The organism is Crenobacter sp. CS_VA4 (genome assembly GCF_055597485.1).
This window is the reverse complement of record NZ_JBVMAE010000002.1, coordinates 20,673-35,340: the sequence shown is the minus strand read 5'-3', so window position 1 is coordinate 35,340 and position 14,668 is coordinate 20,673. Positions and strand designations below refer to the sequence as shown.

Genomic DNA, 14,668 nt, shown 5'->3' with positions numbered 1-14,668 from the left:
TTAGACCAGATAATCGAACACCACTTCGCCCAAACCGAGGGTCAGGTCGGCCACGATGTGGCGTGCCTCGACCACCTCGAGCACAGGCAGCTCGGCCACCGGCGCCAGTGCGTGCGGGAACAGCGACAAGGCTGCCGGCCCGGTCCACGCGCCTTTGACCGTCACATCCTGCAGGTAGTAGCGCACCAGCTCGCAGATGCGCGGCGTGCCGTCCACGTGCGGGATGATCTTGAGCAGGAAATTCGGCGTGCTGGCGAGGTTATACCCGGCCGCCACCGCGTCGAGCGTCTTGTGTTTGTAGCCCATCGTGGCGGTCGCCACCCGCACCGGGCCGTAGTCGAGCTCGCCGACCAAGGTGTCGATGTGCACCTTCAGGCTGGGGCAAGCGAGCTTCTTCGGAAAACCCCACAGTTCGCGCCCGCCGGCGATCGGCGGGTGGTCGTTCAAATACATGGCGTGGGTGTAGTTGCCGGCGACTCCGCCAAAGGTCACCGGGATCACCTGGCCGCTTTCGGTGTAGTCGCCGAAGCCGGTCGAGTCGGGCATGCGGATGAACTCGTAGTGCACCAGCGGTTCGCCGAGCTCCAGCGGCTCGGGCACCACGGCGCGCAGTTTGTCCGGGTCGGTGCGGTAGGTGACGATGAAAAATTCGCGGTCGATGAAGCGGTAGGGGCCGACCGGAAAGGCCGGGTTGGTGAGCGGCATGGCGAAGGCCTGCTCGCGTATGGTGCGGATATCCATGAACAACGGCTCTCCCTTTTAGAGGTGGAACAACACTGTCTGGCGTCCAACAAAGCGGCTAATAACAACGGCATGGTGCGCCGCGCGATGCTTCACTACGTTAGCACATTCTGACGTAGCCGCCCGGCGATGGTTCCCGGCCGGCGCAACGCGAGCGCGGTATTTCGGGTTACACTTCCCACCTGTTAAAACACCAACAAGGAGATCACCAATGGAGCAAATCGATAACGTCAGCGTGGCGAAGAAGGCCAACGTCTACTTCGACGGCAAGTGCGTCAGCCACAGCCTGACCCTGGCCGACGGCACCAAGAAATCGGTCGGCGTGATCCTACCGTCCACACTTACCTTCAACACCGGCGCGCCGGAAATCATGGAGCTGGTTGCCGGCGAATGTCGCATCACCCTGAAGGGCGAGAGCGAAGCCAAGACCTATAAGGGCGGCGAATCGTTCAGCGTGCCGGGCGACAGCAGCTTCCAGATCGAAGTGACCGATATCCTGCACTACGTCTGCCACTTCGGCTAAATGCCACTAACAAAACCCTTCCGGCGTTGTTGCGCTGCCTTGCCGTACTACCTGTACTGTCTGCGGCAGCGCGCCTAGCCGGAACCGCTTCGCTGGGTTTTGTTAGCGACTCTAAGCCGGACGGCAAGACGAACAAGGCGGCCTGCGTGGCCGCTTTTGTTTTTGGTGAAATGGCTTGGTGTGATGTCGGGGCGGCTGGCCGCGGCTATCGTAGAAACATGACGCAGCCTATTGATTTCCCGATCGCCACGGCACTTGTCGCGGCGCTGGTCTGGCAGGCCTTGGCGCAGGCCGCCGGCGGAGCGGGCGACATGTTGATCTCCTTCGCGCGCGGCTGGTGCGTCGCGCGCGAAGGCGGCGCGGTGCTCGCCGCTGTGTGCGACGGCGCCGATGCACGCCAGCGCTGGATACTTGATGCGGCCGCGCTGCGCACGGCGGCCGAGCCCGGGCTCTGCCTCGCGGGCGGACTGGTCGACGGCGGCGGCTTGTCGGTGGCGGCGTGCGACGGCGGGCCGGCGCAGCAATGGGTGTGGGCCGGGCACTCGTTGCGCAGCGGCGACTGGGCGCTGACGCTTACGTCCGGCAACGCGCTGGCCGTGTCGGCGTACCGGGACGCGGCGGATCAGCGCTGGACAAGGTTGGCCGAACTCGCGGCCGAGGTCGACGCGGGCAGGGCGGTGGCTGTCACCTATCCGATAGCCGCGACCAACACAGCGGCGCTCGAACTCGAGCGCGCGCGCCACGTGGTGAACCAGCTGACGCCGCCGGGGGCGCCGCTTCCGGCACCGCGCGACGTATCGGCCTTCCCCGGCTCCGTGCCGCCCACCGCGCCGCGCCTGAGCGTCATCGTGACGCTCGATCGCCTCTTTATCAGCCACTCGCATATCGGCTGGAGCCAGCTGCCGCGCAACTGGCTCGCGACCGGCCTCTATGCGCCGGCCGGCGAGACGCTCACCGTCACCTTGCCCTACGACGTGCCGGTCGACGGCGTGTCGCTGCGCATTGGCCCGCACACCGACGTGATCGTGCGCAGCAAGCCCGGCGAGACGGTAGACCGCTATCCGCGCGTCAGCCTGTCGGTGCCGCTGAAGCCGGGCGTCAATCTGGTGCGCAGCCGGTACGGGGGCTTGGTGATCATCGAGTCGGAGGGTTCGGCCAACGTCACGCTGCCGATGACGATAAGCGGCGCGGTGGAGGCGCCGTACTTTAGGCTCGGCACGCATAGCAATGCCGACTGGGCGGTCGCGCGCACTGCCCCGGCGCCATGGGCGGTGCTCGAGGGCGACAAGGCGGTGCTGGTCGTGCCGTCGAGCCAGGTCCGCGAGCTCGCCGACCCGGAAAGCGTGATGCGGGCGTACGACGCGGCCCAGGCCGCGGTGATGGACCTGGCCGGTTTCGACGGCTCGTCGCCCTTGCACCCCAAACTTCAGGGCCGACAGTGGTTGGTCGAGGATGTGCAGATCAGCCACGGCTACGCTCACGCGGGCTTCCCGATCATGACGCTGCTCGACTGGAAGCTCGCCAGCGTCGATGCGGCGTCGAACTGGGGCGTAATCCACGAGACCGGCCACAACTACCAGCAGACCTGTCTGTGGGCGGAGCGTTACGGGCTCGAGTCGACGGTCAACCTCTACCCGCTCTACGTCGCCGAGGTCATTCGCAAGCATCCGGCGCTGATCGAGACGCGGCGTTACTCCACGGCGATCGCCAAGCTTCGGGAAGGCTTCGATTTCGATCGCGATGCCGACGACGTCGACAAGCTGGTGTTCCTCGCGCAGCTGCGTTACGCGTTTCCCGACCAGGGCTGGGACATCTTCCGTGAGCTTAACCGCCGCTACCGCGAGCTGCCGGCCGGCGAACAGCAGGCGATCTGCGCGAGCCAACAGCGGCAGACCGACACGCTGTACGAACTGCTGTCCGACATCACCGGCCACGACCTGACGGCGCACTTCCGGCGCTGGGGCGTGCCGGTCTCGGCCGACGCGATCGCCCGCGTCGAGGCGCGCGGCCTGCCACTGCCGGCGGTAGAGACCTGGCGGGTGAACCCGGAAGAAGCGCCCGTTCCGCCCCAGTAATCGACGGCTTAGGGCTAATGCGGGTTTTTTGCCTGCCGGGTTACAATGGCGGCCACTTTACCTACCCGAGCCACAACGATGATGACTTTTCTCGGCGCGCGGCTCGACCGCAATGCCCTGGTGCTGGTCAACTGCCGGCTGGACGGCTATCCGGCGTTCTTCCAGGTGGAGCCGGAGGCGATCGGCCGCTTCCTCGGCGTCGCCCTGCAAAACGACGGCCACGCCGTGCTGCTGGTCGAAGAGCAATGGTCGTGCTTCGCCCCGACCTTCGAAAAGCTGATCAACAAGCACGGCAACGACTTCATCGTCACCGAGGCGATGCTGGGCCTCTGATCCGGTCAGCTCGTCTCATCACACAGGCAGCCTGCGGGCTGCCTGTTTTGTTTTGCGACAACGAAGCCCGGCGAACCGCCGGTAAGCGATTCGGCCTGGCTTGTCCGGTGTCGCTTCCGTAAGCCAGCGCCGTCGGGTACGACTAAAGAATACGGTCGTGTCAGCGGCCATTCTTATTCAAAGCGGCTCGCGCTCCGCACGTTGGCCGAAATCAGGGGGATGCAGCATGCCAGGCAGTAGCGATAAGACCGCCTTCGTGTTCGCCGGTGGTGGTAGCCTCGGCGCGGTCGAGGTCGGCATGCTGCGCGAGCTGCTCGCGTACGGCGAGCGCGCCGACGTGGTGATCGGTGCGTCGGCCGGCGCGATCAACGCGGCTTACTTCGCCGGCCGGCCCGACGCCGCTGGGGTAGCCGCGTTGGCCACGCTGTGGAGTCAGATCCGCCGTCGCGACATCATGCCGATGACGATGCTCGGCCTGTTCAATATGGTGCTGCGCCGCCGTCAGCATCTGGTCGAGTCGGCGGGCCTGCGCGCGCTGCTGAGCCGGCATCTGCCGTTTACCCGGCTGGAGGACGCCAGTCTACCGCTCTACGTGGTCGCCACCGACCTGTTGAACGGTGACGAGGTGGTGTTGGATCGCGGGCCGGTGGTCGACGCGGTGCTCGCCAGTGCAGCGATTCCCGGCGTGTTTCCGCCGGTCGAGGTCGACGGCCGTCAGCTGGTCGACGGTGGCGTCGCCAACAACACCCCGGTGTCGGTGGCGGTGCGCTTGGGCGCGCGGCGCATCATCGTGCTGCCGGCCGGTTTCGCCTGCGCGCTGCAGCACCCGCCGCGCAGCGTGATCGCGCAGGCGCTGCACGCGCTGACGCTGCTGATCGCCCGCCAGCTGGTCAACGACATCCGTGCCTACGCGTCGCAGGCCGCCATCCACGTGATCCCGCCGCTGTGTCCGCTCAACACCTCGCCGTATGACTACAGCCAGTGTGGCCGGCTGATCGAGCTGGCCGCCGAGCGTACCCGGCAATGGCTGAGCGAAGACGGGCTAAGCACACCGACGTTGCCGAGCTCGCTGTTGGAGCATCACCACTGAGCGCCGCTCACAAAACCATCCCGGCGTCGCTGCGCTGCCTTGCCCTGTGTCAGCGGCAGCGCACCTAGCCGGGATCATTGCTACTGGGTTTTGTTAGCCAGTCTATTGGCTCGCTTGGCTTCGCCAAGGCCCTGAATCAAGCCTTGCTTACCCCGCTATTGAGGAAAATAGTGGGCACTTCTCCGCTAAATCTCCTCGGAGGCTCTTACACTGTCTTTGCGCATGCGATCGGCGTCGCTCTTGTCGCTCTTTGAAGGACGATGGGCCGAGGCTATATTTTCAGCCACCATCGGGACTATTGAAATTTCCATGAGCTTTTGCTGCATCTCGGTAAGCATTTCATAGATGGCTTGCGAAGTAGCCATCGATTTTTCAATCGAAGGCCTTGTTAAATGTTCCTGTAGCTCAGTAAGGCTCTGCGGGTTTTTGATATTCTGCAAGCCTTTGACCGCTTCTGTGGTAGAGCTGAACAAGTCCTTAATAAGGTCGATTTGTAAATCGAGTATTTTTCCGGAATACTCAAAACCAATGCCTGATGCCTTTAAAGTATTTTGGTATTGAGATTGGCATATCTCAGACCACTTATCGAATGCAGATGGAAAATTTTCCATGACCCAGTACTCCATAATGACGGCACGAGAGGACTAGCGGCGAAGATCCTTCACGGCTCTCACCAAAAGTCGTGAGATAGACTTAACTTGACCGATGACTTGAAGCGATATTAGGTAGAGATCGAGAGATAATGGCGTTTCAGCTGATGTGAATCGCCCCGGATTTTCTATGGGGTCAAGTCTGATTCAGTGTAGGAGGTGATTCGGTTCAGTCAACAAGGGAATGGGTAACGGATGAACCAATTTGCTGGAAGCTTTGCCAGGCTGACATTAAGAACGGCTAACAAAAAACAGAGGAACATCGTGCGGCACGCCCTTGTCCGGCGGGCATAAAACGCCACCTCTGCGCCAGAAACACCGGAAATTGTTGCAACCACAGGCCGGCCTGCTGGCCCATGCCAGATCGAAGCAATTCGGTTGGGTCTCTTCGCTCGTCAAGGTTGGCCGAATGAAAAAAGCCCGGCCAGATGGCCGGGCAACGCTCATCCTGTGCGGTCGTGGAACCGCTCAGGTTATACGGTTTCTCATACGGTTTTGGCGCCCGCGGGCAGCGCAGCAGGGCGCTTCGGCTGCCGGAACACCAGCACATTGCCGGCCAGCACCAGCAGCAGGCCAACCAGCGCCAACGGCGTCCACTGATAGCCTTCGAACCATACCGACACGTTCAGCGCCACCACCGGGAACAGCACGGTGCAATAGGCGGCGCGTTCCGGGCCGAGCCGGCCGACCAGCATCAGATAGGCGGTGAAGCCGATCACCGAGCCGGGGATCGCCAGGTAGGCCAGCGCGCCGAGGTAGCGCGCCGAAGTATCGATGGTGAACGGCAGGCCGGCGACCAGGCTGCCGGCGACCAAGATCAGCGCGCCGCACAGCATCGTCCAGGCGTTGGTTTCCAACGGCTGCAGGCCGAGCGCCTGCAGTCGACTGGAGAGCAGGTTGCCGGCCGAGAAGCACAGCGTGCCGAGCACCGACAGGCCGAGACCGATCAGCGTGCCGCTGTCGGCACCATGCCCGGCCAGCTGCGGCCAGAACAACGTGACGATGCCGGCGAGGCCCAACGCACCGCCCGCCATCACCTGCGGGGCAATACGCCGTTTCAGGAACAGCCGGGCGTTCAGCGCGTTCCACAGCGTCGCGGTCGAGAACACCACGGCGACCAGTCCGCTCGGCAGGTAGTGGCTGGCGTGGTAGAAGCACAGGAAATTGAAGCAGAACAGGCACAGGCCTTGCGCCGCGACCAACCGACCGGCTTCGCCGCGCGGGCGGCGCAGCTGCTTCCTTGTCGCCAGGATCGCGAACAGCACCGCGGCGGCCAGCAGGAAGCGGTAGGCGATCGACAGCGGGATCGGCGTGTCGCCCAGCTGCCACTTGAGCGCAATCCAGGTGGTGCCCCAGATCAACACGGTAGACAGGTAAAGCAGGGCATTCATGGCAGGGCTCCGGGTGTGGGACGATGCCGTCAGTGTCGCCAAGGGGAGCACGGCGCGATTGCATATTCCTGCGCTTTTTTGTGCCGCGCGGTCATGGCGGCTACCCGGTCGTCGTACACTGCAAGGCATAGAGGACCCTGCCATGCCCGCCGCCACGCTACCCGTTTACGACACCCTGACCCAGTCCCACGCCGAGCTGGAGCGCCGCGCCCCGCTCGGCGACGGCCTGGTGGCCGCGCAGTGGCGGCGCACTCAGCTGGAAGACACTTTCTACAATCGCCCCGATCACCACACCGTGTCCTTGTACCTCGAGGGCGGTTTCGACATCGTCCGGCGCGACCGGCCTCAGTGCCACGGTGCGCCGGACAAGCTGTGCGTGCTGCCGGCCGAGCACGAGTCCGACTGGCAGGTGAAGGGGCCGATCCGCTTCCTGCACCTGTATTTTCCGACCGAGCAATTTGACGCGCTGGCGGTGACCCTGCTCGACCGCGAACCGCGCGAGCAGCAGCTGCTCGACCGCACCTATATGGACGACCCGGCGCTGGCGGCGGTCTGTCGCCGCTTGGCCGGACTCGACTGGGACAGCCCGGATGGCCAGCTGACCGGCAACGCATTGGGACACGAGGTGCTGGCGCACCTGATGCTGACCAATACCGGCCGGCGTCGTGCGTTGGCGGTGAAGGGCGGCCTCGCGCCGGCGCAACGGCGCCGGGTGCGCGAGCTGATCGAGGCGCGGCTCGATGCGCCGCTGACGGTCGGCGAGCTGGCGGCGGAACTGGCGCTGTCCGAGTACCACTTCGCCCGGATGTTCCGCGCCTCGTTCGGCCAAGCTCCGCATGCCTGGATCATGCAGCGCCGCCTCGCCCGTGCCCGCGAGGCGCTGGCGTACGGTAAACAGCCGCTGGTCGACATCGCCGCCGCTTGCGGCTTTGCCAGCGCCAGCCATCTCGCCAACCGTTTCCGCACTGCGCTCGGCGTCACGCCGGGTGTGTACCGGCGTTGGCACGGTGCACGCTGAGCCGAGCGACCGATACCAAGCCCGAATGGGCGGCTATAGTGGCTCTACTCGTTTTCTGCCGAGCACTCGCTAAGGCAGCCGCAGCGGAGCGCAGGGCGGTGCGACCGGCATCGCAGCGTTTTCAATGATCGACGTCCGGCTCGGTCACGGCCCGGCCGGCCCAGCGGAGGCAAGCACATGACACGAATCATCGGTATTTCGGGCAGCCTGCGAAAAGGGTCGTACAACACCGCGCTGTTGCGGGCGGCGGCGCAACTGACTCCGTACGGCGTCGAACTGGAGCTTGCTACCCTCCACGGCATCCCGCTCTACGACGGCGACGTCGAAGCGACATCGGGCATCCCGAACGCGGTCACCGCGCTCAAGGCGACGATCGCGCAGGCCGACGGCCTGTTGCTGGCCACGCCGGAGTACAACAACTCGATTCCCGGCGTATTCAAGAACGCCATCGACTGGCTGTCGCGCCCGCCGGCCGACATCCCGACGCTGTTCGGTAAGCGGCCGGTGGCGCTGCTCGGCGCTTCGCCCGGCGGCTTCGGCACCATCCTCGCGCAGGAAGCCTGGCTCGGCGTGCTGCGCACCCTCGGCACCGAGCCGTGGTTCGGCGGCCGACTGATGGTGTCGCGCGCGCATACCGTGTTCAACGAGCAGGGCGAGCTGACCGACGACGCGATCCGCCAGCAGCTGGGCGACTTCGTCAAACGTTTTGCCGAGCACATCGCGGCGAAACGCCCGGCCTAGCCCTTCGACCGCATCAAGGTTGGCCGAATGTACCGCTAGCCGTTCAATGGTCAAGAGTCCAGGGGGCGGGCCACGGATTGAACGGCGTGTCGCGCTGGTTTTGCTCACGCCGTGGCCGGACTACGCTGTAAGCGCGGGTACCGTTTCCCGCTTGCCGGAGTTTTGTCGTCATGTTCACCGATCGCACTCACGCCGCCCGGCTGCTGGCCGAGCGGCTCGCCGGCTACCGGACCAGCCGGCCGCTGGTGATCGCCATTCCGCGCGGCGCGGTGCCGATGGCGAAGCTGATCGCCGATGAGCTCGGCGGCGATCTAGACGTGGTGCTGGTGAGGAAGCTCGGCGCGCCGTTCCAGCCCGAGCTCGCCCTCGGCGCCATCGACGAAACCGGTCACGTCACGCTCAACGACTTCGCCGGACAGTTTGGCCTCGATAAGCGCTATATCGATGACCTGGCGCGGGCTCAGTTGGCCGTGTTGCGCGAGCGCCGCCACCTTTACACCGATCGCCCGCCGCTCGAGGTGGCCGACCGCACCGTGATCGTGGTCGACGACGGCCTGGCCACCGGTGCCACGATGGTCACCGCGCTGACCGCGCTACGCGCACAGAAGCCGGCCAAGCTGGTCTGTGCGGTGCCGGTGGCGCCGCCCGACACGCTCTACCGGGTGGCGCGCTACGCCGACGAGGTGGTGTGCCTGGACGCGCCGGGCGGCTTCCATGCGGTGGGGCAGTTCTACCGGGATTTTCCGCAGGTCGACGACGAGGAGGTCATCGCGATCCTGCGCGCCCGCCCGCAGCAGGGGGAGACATGACGGCGCTCGTCGGCCGTGCTGTCTGCCGAGAGCGTTAACCATGTCCCATGTTTCCGCTTCCGCCGTGCCGCCGCTGGTGGACTGGCGTTACCTCTCGGCCGCCCTCGTCGCGCTGGCGGTGATGGTGGCGGCCATCCGCGGGCCGAGCCTGTGGTTTCACGACTTCGTGCACGTCTTATCGGGCGTGCTGTGGACCGGCATCGACCTCTTCATGGGCTTCGTGATCGGGCCGATTCTGCGTCGGGTCGACCTGGCCGCGCGGCGCCAGATCGTCGCGCGGCTGATGCCGCGCATGCTGTTCCTGATGCCGACGCTGGCCATCATCACCGGCACCGCCGGCTGGTTTCTCGCGGTGCGCAAGGGGCTGATCGCCTTGCCTTACCCCGCTTTCGGCTGGGTGGTGGCGGCGCTGGTGATTGTCACCCTGCTCACCGTGCAGGGGCTGGCGCTGCTGCTGCCGACCAATCTCAAGGTGTATCTCGAACTGCGCAAATCCGAGCCGGACGGCGAACGCATCGGCAGGCTGATGCGCGTCTATGTGCGCGGCGTGGCGCTGCAGGGCACGATGCAGGTGCTGATCATCATCGTCATGGCGCGCTTTGCGACCGGCTTGGGCTGAAGCCGGCCATGGCTGCCAAGCCGAACCCCAAGAGCGTGCCGATTGATAACAGGCTCAAGACCCTGCCGCCGAGCAGTGAAGGACACGACAATGAACAAGAACAGGCCTACCGTCTTAGCGATGGCGGTCGTCGCGGTACTCGGCGGCATCGTGCCGAGCGTTGGCAATCCGGCTAGGGCGGCCGAGCAGGCGCTCAAGGCGGAAAAGAACCCGCCGGGCGACATCCCGGACAACCAGGTGTTCATCAGCTATCCGTCGCCTCTTGGGTTCTCGCTGAAGGTGCCGGAGGGCTGTGGGTCTGACCAGGATGAAGGTAAAAAGCATACAAATCACCAATAAATAACTGTTTTATTGATATTTTTCGGGTCCAATCGGAGCGGGTGAATCACTTCCAACTGTGATCCATTCCAATTTAGTCGTGCAACGGTTAGCAGATTCGCAGTGATACTGGGAAAAGCCCCCGGCCGTAGTCGGCGAGGAAGGAGTGTGGTCATGCGCGTTCTAGTTGTTGAAGATGACAGAAAGATCCGCTCGTTTATCATCGCGGCATTAAAGCAGGCCGGCTTCGCAGTCGACTACGCTGAGGATGGCACGAGTGGGCTTGATCTGGCGCTCACCATCACCTATGACGTGGCCATCATTGACATCATGCTGCCCCGTTTGGACGGGCTGGCGCTCATCGAGACCCTGCGCCGCCGGAAGGTCACCACGCCGGTGATCATCCTCAGTGCTAAACGTACCGTCGATGACCGGGTAAACGGCCTCCAGGCGGGGGGCGACGATTACCTGACAAAGCCTTTTGCGCTGGCCGAACTGCTCGCGCGCGTCCACGCGCTGATTCGCCGTGCCTCCGGAACCACTGAACCAGCCCGGCTGATTGTGGGTGAACTGGTCCTTGAACTGCTGGCACGTGAAGTGACGCGTGACGGGCAAAGACTTGATCTACAGCCGCGTGAGCTTGCTCTGCTTGAATACCTGATGCGCAATGCGAACCGCCCGGTGTCCAAGACGATGATTCTGGAGCACGTTTGGGATTACAGCTTCGATACGCAGACCAATGTCGTCGACGTTCTGGTCTGTCGCTTGCGTAACAAGGTCGACCGGGATTTTCCTGTCAAGATGATTCATACCATCCGGGGGGTGGGGTATGTTCTCAAGGGGCCTTGATTCCCTCCGGGGAACGATCAGCTTACGGCTCGCGCTCTGGTACTCGGCATTCTTTGTTCTCAGCACCGTTTCGCTTTTTGCGCTCGCGTATTTCCTGCTGGCTTCCACCCTTCGACAGCATGATCACGACAGCGTTGAGCAGAAGCTTCACCAACTGGCGGCTCAATACCAGGCAACGGACCTCTCCGGGCTTAAAAAAGAACTGGCCCACGAGACACGGCTGCGAAAAACGAAGCCGTTTTTTATCCGCATTGCCGGACCGCGCAATACGACAGTCTTCCTTGAGATTCCCGATCAGTGGGCGCAATTCGACCTGAGCCGTCTAGAACACGCGCCTCTGACCGATCCTAGCGCCTTGATCCGGCTGCCGGCAAAAGATGATGAGGCCATCCTGGAGATCGCTAGCACACGCCTGCCCGACGGGGAGGTACTACAAATCGGCAAGAGCACAGAGGAGCGCGATAGCGTCCTAGAGAGCTTTGGATGGATCGTAGCCAGTGTCATGATCCCGATGGTTGTCGTCGGCGTGCTCGGAGGGGCGTTCCTGGCACGGCGCTTCCTGCGACCGATTCGCCAACTCATCCAGGCCGTCCACACGATCGAGTCCGGGGCCATGGAAGCGCGGGTGCCGATCCGCCAGACCGGCGACGAATTGGACGAACTGGGGACGCTATTCAACGGGATGTTGGACAAGATTGCAATCCTGGTCCAGGGCATGCGCAACGCGCTCGACAACGTCGCTCATGATTTGCGCACGCCGATGGCGCGCATCCGTGGCATCGTGGAAATCGCCCTGCGCTCAGAGCCGAAGCCGGATATTTACCGGGAAGCGCTAGCGGACTGCGTGGAGGAATCGGATCAGCTGCTCCAGATGCTGAACACCTTGATGGACATTTCCGAGGCGGAAACCGGGACGCTCAAATTGCACCTGGAGCCCGTCAATATTTCGGAACTCCTGGCCGATGCGATCAACCTCTACCAGCAGGTAGCCGAGGAAAAAGCAATTACCGTCTCGATCACCGCGCCGCTGCAGATCTGGCTGGCAGCGGACCACAACCGCCTGCGTCAGGTCATGGTCAATCTGCTGGATAACGCCATCAAGTACACCCCGCAGGGCGGGCGAATCGAGGTACAGGCTTGCGCCCAGCAGAACGGGGTGGAGATCCGTGTCGCAGACACCGGGATCGGCATGACGCCCGACGAGCTACCGAAAATCTGGGATCGCCTGTACCGCGGCGACCACAGCCGCTCGCAGCGCGGCCTGGGGCTGGGCCTGAGCCTAGTGAAGGCAGTCGTCGAAGCGCATAAAGGCCACGTTAGCGCATCGAGCAGACTGGGCACCGGTTCCGTCTTCACCCTCACGCTTCCTGCCACCTTTGCCTATGAGAGTCCATTTCCTCCTGGTGACCAGCCAACACTTACAAAGATGTAACGTTCGGGAAAGGTCTCGGCAAGATCCAGCGGCCAATATGACTTTGTGGGGCAGGCGTGCCGGTTCCTGTGCCAGTGGCACGATGTGCCGTGAACGGATTTCGGCATCGGGCAGCCCTGCAAAGCAAGCGTATGGAGTATTGACGATGAACGACAGGCAAAGGAAGCAAATGATAGGTGCGGTGTTGGGCGCACTCATACTGGGTGTCGGACTACTTGGCAGCGCTCATGCGGCCGGTGACGGGAAAACCCAGTCCCCCGCCTATCAATCCAGCATCAAGGTCCCGAATCAGCCAAACGGAGAGCGGGGGGAAGCGGCCAGACTCGCCGCGCTGGCGAAGATTGATGCGACCCGGGCGACCTCAGCCGCGCTGGCCAAGGTGCCCGGGACCGTGCTCAAGGTTGCCCTCGACAATGAGAACGGCAACCTCGTGTACAGCGTGGAGATCAAGACCGCCAGCAATGAGATCAAGGACGTGAAAATCGATGCCGGCAACGGGGCGGTTGTGCACGTGGATGCCGCCAATGACGAAGAAGATACAGAGGAATAGTCGGCACGGATGAATCTATTTTCCACCTGCGCCGAATAATCGGCGCAGAAACGCTAAGTCCTGGCTTGAATGTCTCGACAAGGACGTCAAATGACTTGGCACCATGAAAGGAATCGAAATGAGAAAATTACTGTCAGTCCTCATTATGGCGATGTTTTCCGCCTTCACTTTCTCTGTGGCTGTCGCCGGCACGACTGCGTCGGGAGTCGGTGTCGGGGCACCCCAGACGCATACCATCAAGCATGCCAAGAAGTACCATAGGGAGAGTAAGAAACGGGAAATGAAAGAAGAAAAAGGGGAGAACAAAAAGCTTGAAATGAAGGACACCCAAGAAACCAAAGCCCAGGAAATGAAAGAGAAATGAGCAAATCACTGCCAGCGACGGCTGGGTGAGATTGACCGTGCGTGTCGGAAAAATATTCGCCGACTTCACGGCTACATAGCAGCCGGTGAGGAGGTTCACAATGAATGCATCGCGCTCGCCTTGGGAGCGGCAATGGCTGTGGTAAGCCTGGCAACGGTGGTTCCCACGGCGAGTGCGCGACCCACTGCCCCTCCAGAAAAAGTGCAGGGTGCCGTAGCGTATGTCAGTGGTGGCATCGGGCAGGATGAAGCTGACGCCATCAAGCATATCGCCGCGCAGTACCCGCTAGAATTGGAATTTGCGCGTAAAGCCATTCCGCGGAATGAATACGTGTCGGACGTCAAGGTTTTGATTAAAAACCAGGAAGGCAAATCGGTTCTCAACACGACTTCCGATGGCCCTTTCCTCCTCGCGAAATTACCCGCAGGAAAATATAGCGTGAGCGTCGACCGTCGGGGCGACAAGCAGCAACGCGTCGTGCAGATCCAGCCACACAAGCACGAGCGGCTGTTTTTTGTGTGGCTGAAGTAGAGATTAATCTGGAGCGCTGAAAGGAAACACTATGCAAGGCGGGATTCGAATCAGGCGTTACTTCCTTTCAGTGCCCACGACCATCTTTGCGTTCGCCGCCCTGATCGGCGGTGCGCAAATCGTGGCCACGCCGGCGATGGCCACGGAACGACCGGTGGTGCCGGAAAAGAATCCACCCGGTGACATTCCAGACACCCAAGTCTTCGTTACTTATACGTCGCCGCTGGGGTTCTCGCTGAAGGTGCCGGAGGGCTGGGCACGCACCGATCGGGCCGACGGGACGCGCTTCGCCGACAAGTTCAACACCATCGACATCGCGGTCAGCCCGGCGACGAGCGCTCCCACCGTGGCGTCCGTCACCGATCATGACGCCGCGGCACTCGCCAAGACCGGGCGTGCGGTCAAGATCGTGGCGGTCAAGCAGGCCACGCTGCCGGCAGGTCCAACCATCCTGATCGTCTACACCTCGAACTCCGCCCCCAACCCGGTCACCAACCGGCAATTGCGCCTCGAGCACAATCGCTACCTGTTCTACCGCGCTGGCAAGCAGGCGGCGCTGGACCTGGCCGCACCGCAAGGCGCCGACAACGTCGACCAGTGGCGGCTGATGGCCAATTCATTCCGGTGGCGCTGA

Annotated in this window: 18 protein-coding genes; 15 read left to right on the top strand and 3 right to left on the bottom strand. The window is 62.9% G+C overall.

Annotated elements, in window-relative coordinates; translation table 11 throughout:
* A complete protein-coding gene (locus ACZ2IA_RS01950) occupies window positions 1-741 on the bottom strand; it encodes an acetoacetate decarboxylase (RefSeq protein WP_470290880.1) in 741 nt (246 codons plus the stop codon).
* Window positions 742-952: 211 nt separating this feature from the next.
* On the opposite strand from ACZ2IA_RS01950, the gene ppnP reads away from it, so the two are divergent.
* The 4 genes from ppnP to ACZ2IA_RS01930 all read left to right on the top strand — a co-directional run bounded on the left by ppnP (window position 953) and on the right by ACZ2IA_RS01930 (window position 4,762).
* The gene (gene ppnP, locus ACZ2IA_RS01945; RefSeq protein ID WP_470290879.1) at window positions 953-1,264 is read left to right on the top strand and encodes a pyrimidine/purine nucleoside phosphorylase; all 312 of its coding nucleotides are present in this window, start codon (window positions 953-955) and stop codon (window positions 1,262-1,264) included.
* Window positions 1,265-1,482: 218 nt separating this feature from the next.
* Window positions 1,483-3,339 carry a M60 family metallopeptidase gene (locus ACZ2IA_RS01940; RefSeq protein ID WP_470290878.1) on the top strand — a complete coding sequence of 619 codons (1,857 nt, stop codon included), beginning with the start codon at window positions 1,483-1,485 and terminating at the stop codon, window positions 3,337-3,339.
* Window positions 3,340-3,417: 78 nt separating this feature from the next.
* Window positions 3,418-3,672, top strand: coding sequence for a hypothetical protein (locus ACZ2IA_RS01935; protein ID WP_470290877.1), 255 nt, complete (start codon window positions 3,418-3,420; stop codon window positions 3,670-3,672).
* A gap of 226 nt (window positions 3,673-3,898) precedes the next feature.
* The gene (locus ACZ2IA_RS01930; protein WP_470290876.1) at window positions 3,899-4,762 is read left to right on the top strand and encodes a patatin-like phospholipase family protein; all 864 of its coding nucleotides are present in this window, start codon (window positions 3,899-3,901) and stop codon (window positions 4,760-4,762) included.
* Window positions 4,763-4,947: 185 nt separating this feature from the next.
* On the opposite strand, the gene ACZ2IA_RS01925 is transcribed toward ACZ2IA_RS01930, so the two are convergent.
* Together ACZ2IA_RS01925 and ACZ2IA_RS01920 are read right to left on the bottom strand one after the other, a co-directional pair.
* Entirely contained in the window at window positions 4,948-5,373 is a 426-nt protein-coding gene (locus ACZ2IA_RS01925; RefSeq protein ID WP_470290875.1) for a phasin family protein, read from the bottom strand.
* A gap of 524 nt (window positions 5,374-5,897) precedes the next feature.
* Complete coding sequence (locus ACZ2IA_RS01920; RefSeq protein WP_470290874.1) at window positions 5,898-6,803, bottom strand: DMT family transporter; 906 nt, start codon at window positions 6,801-6,803, stop codon at window positions 5,898-5,900.
* 142 nt (window positions 6,804-6,945) lie between these two features.
* On the opposite strand from ACZ2IA_RS01920, the gene ACZ2IA_RS01915 reads away from it, so the two are divergent.
* The 11 genes from ACZ2IA_RS01915 (at window position 6,946) to ACZ2IA_RS01865 (ending at window position 14,668) form a co-directional block, all read left to right on the top strand.
* The gene (locus tag ACZ2IA_RS01915; protein ID WP_470290873.1) at window positions 6,946-7,821 is read left to right on the top strand and encodes a helix-turn-helix domain-containing protein; all 876 of its coding nucleotides are present in this window, start codon (window positions 6,946-6,948) and stop codon (window positions 7,819-7,821) included.
* 177 nt (window positions 7,822-7,998) lie between these two features.
* Window positions 7,999-8,562: an NADPH-dependent FMN reductase gene (locus ACZ2IA_RS01910; RefSeq protein ID WP_470290872.1), complete on the top strand. Its 564-nt coding sequence runs from the start codon at window positions 7,999-8,001 to the stop codon at window positions 8,560-8,562.
* 170 nt (window positions 8,563-8,732) lie between these two features.
* A complete protein-coding gene (locus ACZ2IA_RS01905) occupies window positions 8,733-9,371 on the top strand; it encodes a phosphoribosyltransferase (protein WP_470290871.1) in 639 nt (212 codons plus the stop codon).
* A 40-nt stretch (window positions 9,372-9,411) separates the two neighbouring features.
* Window positions 9,412-9,990: a hypothetical protein gene (locus tag ACZ2IA_RS01900; RefSeq protein ID WP_470290870.1), complete on the top strand. Its 579-nt coding sequence runs from the start codon at window positions 9,412-9,414 to the stop codon at window positions 9,988-9,990.
* Window positions 9,991-10,080: 90 nt separating this feature from the next.
* Window positions 10,081-10,329 (top strand): hypothetical protein, encoded by a 249-nt coding sequence (locus tag ACZ2IA_RS01895; protein WP_470290869.1) that lies wholly within the window; start codon window positions 10,081-10,083, stop codon window positions 10,327-10,329.
* 153 nt (window positions 10,330-10,482) lie between these two features.
* The gene (locus tag ACZ2IA_RS01890) at window positions 10,483-11,157 is read left to right on the top strand and encodes a response regulator transcription factor (RefSeq protein ID WP_470290868.1); all 675 of its coding nucleotides are present in this window, start codon (window positions 10,483-10,485) and stop codon (window positions 11,155-11,157) included.
* Window positions 11,138-12,589 (top strand): sensor histidine kinase, encoded by a 1,452-nt coding sequence (locus ACZ2IA_RS01885; protein ID WP_470290867.1) that lies wholly within the window; start codon window positions 11,138-11,140, stop codon window positions 12,587-12,589. Before ACZ2IA_RS01890 ends, ACZ2IA_RS01885 begins: the two co-directional genes overlap by 20 nt.
* A gap of 145 nt (window positions 12,590-12,734) precedes the next feature.
* Window positions 12,735-13,139, top strand: a complete 405-nt coding sequence (locus ACZ2IA_RS01880) for a PepSY domain-containing protein (RefSeq protein ID WP_470290866.1) — start codon at window positions 12,735-12,737, stop codon at window positions 13,137-13,139.
* Window positions 13,140-13,242: 103 nt separating this feature from the next.
* Window positions 13,243-13,503: a hypothetical protein gene (locus ACZ2IA_RS01875; RefSeq protein ID WP_470290865.1), complete on the top strand. Its 261-nt coding sequence runs from the start codon at window positions 13,243-13,245 to the stop codon at window positions 13,501-13,503.
* A gap of 132 nt (window positions 13,504-13,635) precedes the next feature.
* Entirely contained in the window at window positions 13,636-14,034 is a 399-nt protein-coding gene (locus ACZ2IA_RS01870; RefSeq protein ID WP_470290864.1) for a carboxypeptidase-like regulatory domain-containing protein, read from the top strand.
* A gap of 31 nt (window positions 14,035-14,065) precedes the next feature.
* Window positions 14,066-14,668, top strand: coding sequence for a hypothetical protein (locus ACZ2IA_RS01865; protein ID WP_470290863.1), 603 nt, complete (start codon window positions 14,066-14,068; stop codon window positions 14,666-14,668).

Coding starts and splice junctions, on each gene's coding strand:
- ACZ2IA_RS01950 (WP_470290880.1), bottom strand. CDS start 741: ATGGATATCCGCACCATACGCGAGCAGGCCTTCGCCATGCCGCTCACC.
- ppnP (WP_470290879.1), top strand. CDS start 953: ATGGAGCAAATCGATAACGTCAGCGTGGCGAAGAAGGCCAACGTCTAC.
- ACZ2IA_RS01940 (WP_470290878.1), top strand. CDS start 1,483: ATGACGCAGCCTATTGATTTCCCGATCGCCACGGCACTTGTCGCGGCG.
- ACZ2IA_RS01935 (WP_470290877.1), top strand. CDS start 3,418: ATGATGACTTTTCTCGGCGCGCGGCTCGACCGCAATGCCCTGGTGCTG.
- ACZ2IA_RS01930 (WP_470290876.1), top strand. CDS start 3,899: ATGCCAGGCAGTAGCGATAAGACCGCCTTCGTGTTCGCCGGTGGTGGT.
- ACZ2IA_RS01925 (WP_470290875.1), bottom strand. CDS start 5,373: ATGGAAAATTTTCCATCTGCATTCGATAAGTGGTCTGAGATATGCCAA.
- ACZ2IA_RS01920 (WP_470290874.1), bottom strand. CDS start 6,803: ATGAATGCCCTGCTTTACCTGTCTACCGTGTTGATCTGGGGCACCACC.
- ACZ2IA_RS01915 (WP_470290873.1), top strand. CDS start 6,946: ATGCCCGCCGCCACGCTACCCGTTTACGACACCCTGACCCAGTCCCAC.
- ACZ2IA_RS01910 (WP_470290872.1), top strand. CDS start 7,999: ATGACACGAATCATCGGTATTTCGGGCAGCCTGCGAAAAGGGTCGTAC.
- ACZ2IA_RS01905 (WP_470290871.1), top strand. CDS start 8,733: ATGTTCACCGATCGCACTCACGCCGCCCGGCTGCTGGCCGAGCGGCTC.
- ACZ2IA_RS01900 (WP_470290870.1), top strand. CDS start 9,412: ATGTCCCATGTTTCCGCTTCCGCCGTGCCGCCGCTGGTGGACTGGCGT.
- ACZ2IA_RS01895 (WP_470290869.1), top strand. CDS start 10,081: ATGAACAAGAACAGGCCTACCGTCTTAGCGATGGCGGTCGTCGCGGTA.
- ACZ2IA_RS01890 (WP_470290868.1), top strand. CDS start 10,483: ATGCGCGTTCTAGTTGTTGAAGATGACAGAAAGATCCGCTCGTTTATC.
- ACZ2IA_RS01885 (WP_470290867.1), top strand. CDS start 11,138: ATGTTCTCAAGGGGCCTTGATTCCCTCCGGGGAACGATCAGCTTACGG.
- ACZ2IA_RS01880 (WP_470290866.1), top strand. CDS start 12,735: ATGAACGACAGGCAAAGGAAGCAAATGATAGGTGCGGTGTTGGGCGCA.
- ACZ2IA_RS01875 (WP_470290865.1), top strand. CDS start 13,243: ATGAAAGGAATCGAAATGAGAAAATTACTGTCAGTCCTCATTATGGCG.
- ACZ2IA_RS01870 (WP_470290864.1), top strand. CDS start 13,636: ATGGCTGTGGTAAGCCTGGCAACGGTGGTTCCCACGGCGAGTGCGCGA.
- ACZ2IA_RS01865 (WP_470290863.1), top strand. CDS start 14,066: ATGCAAGGCGGGATTCGAATCAGGCGTTACTTCCTTTCAGTGCCCACG.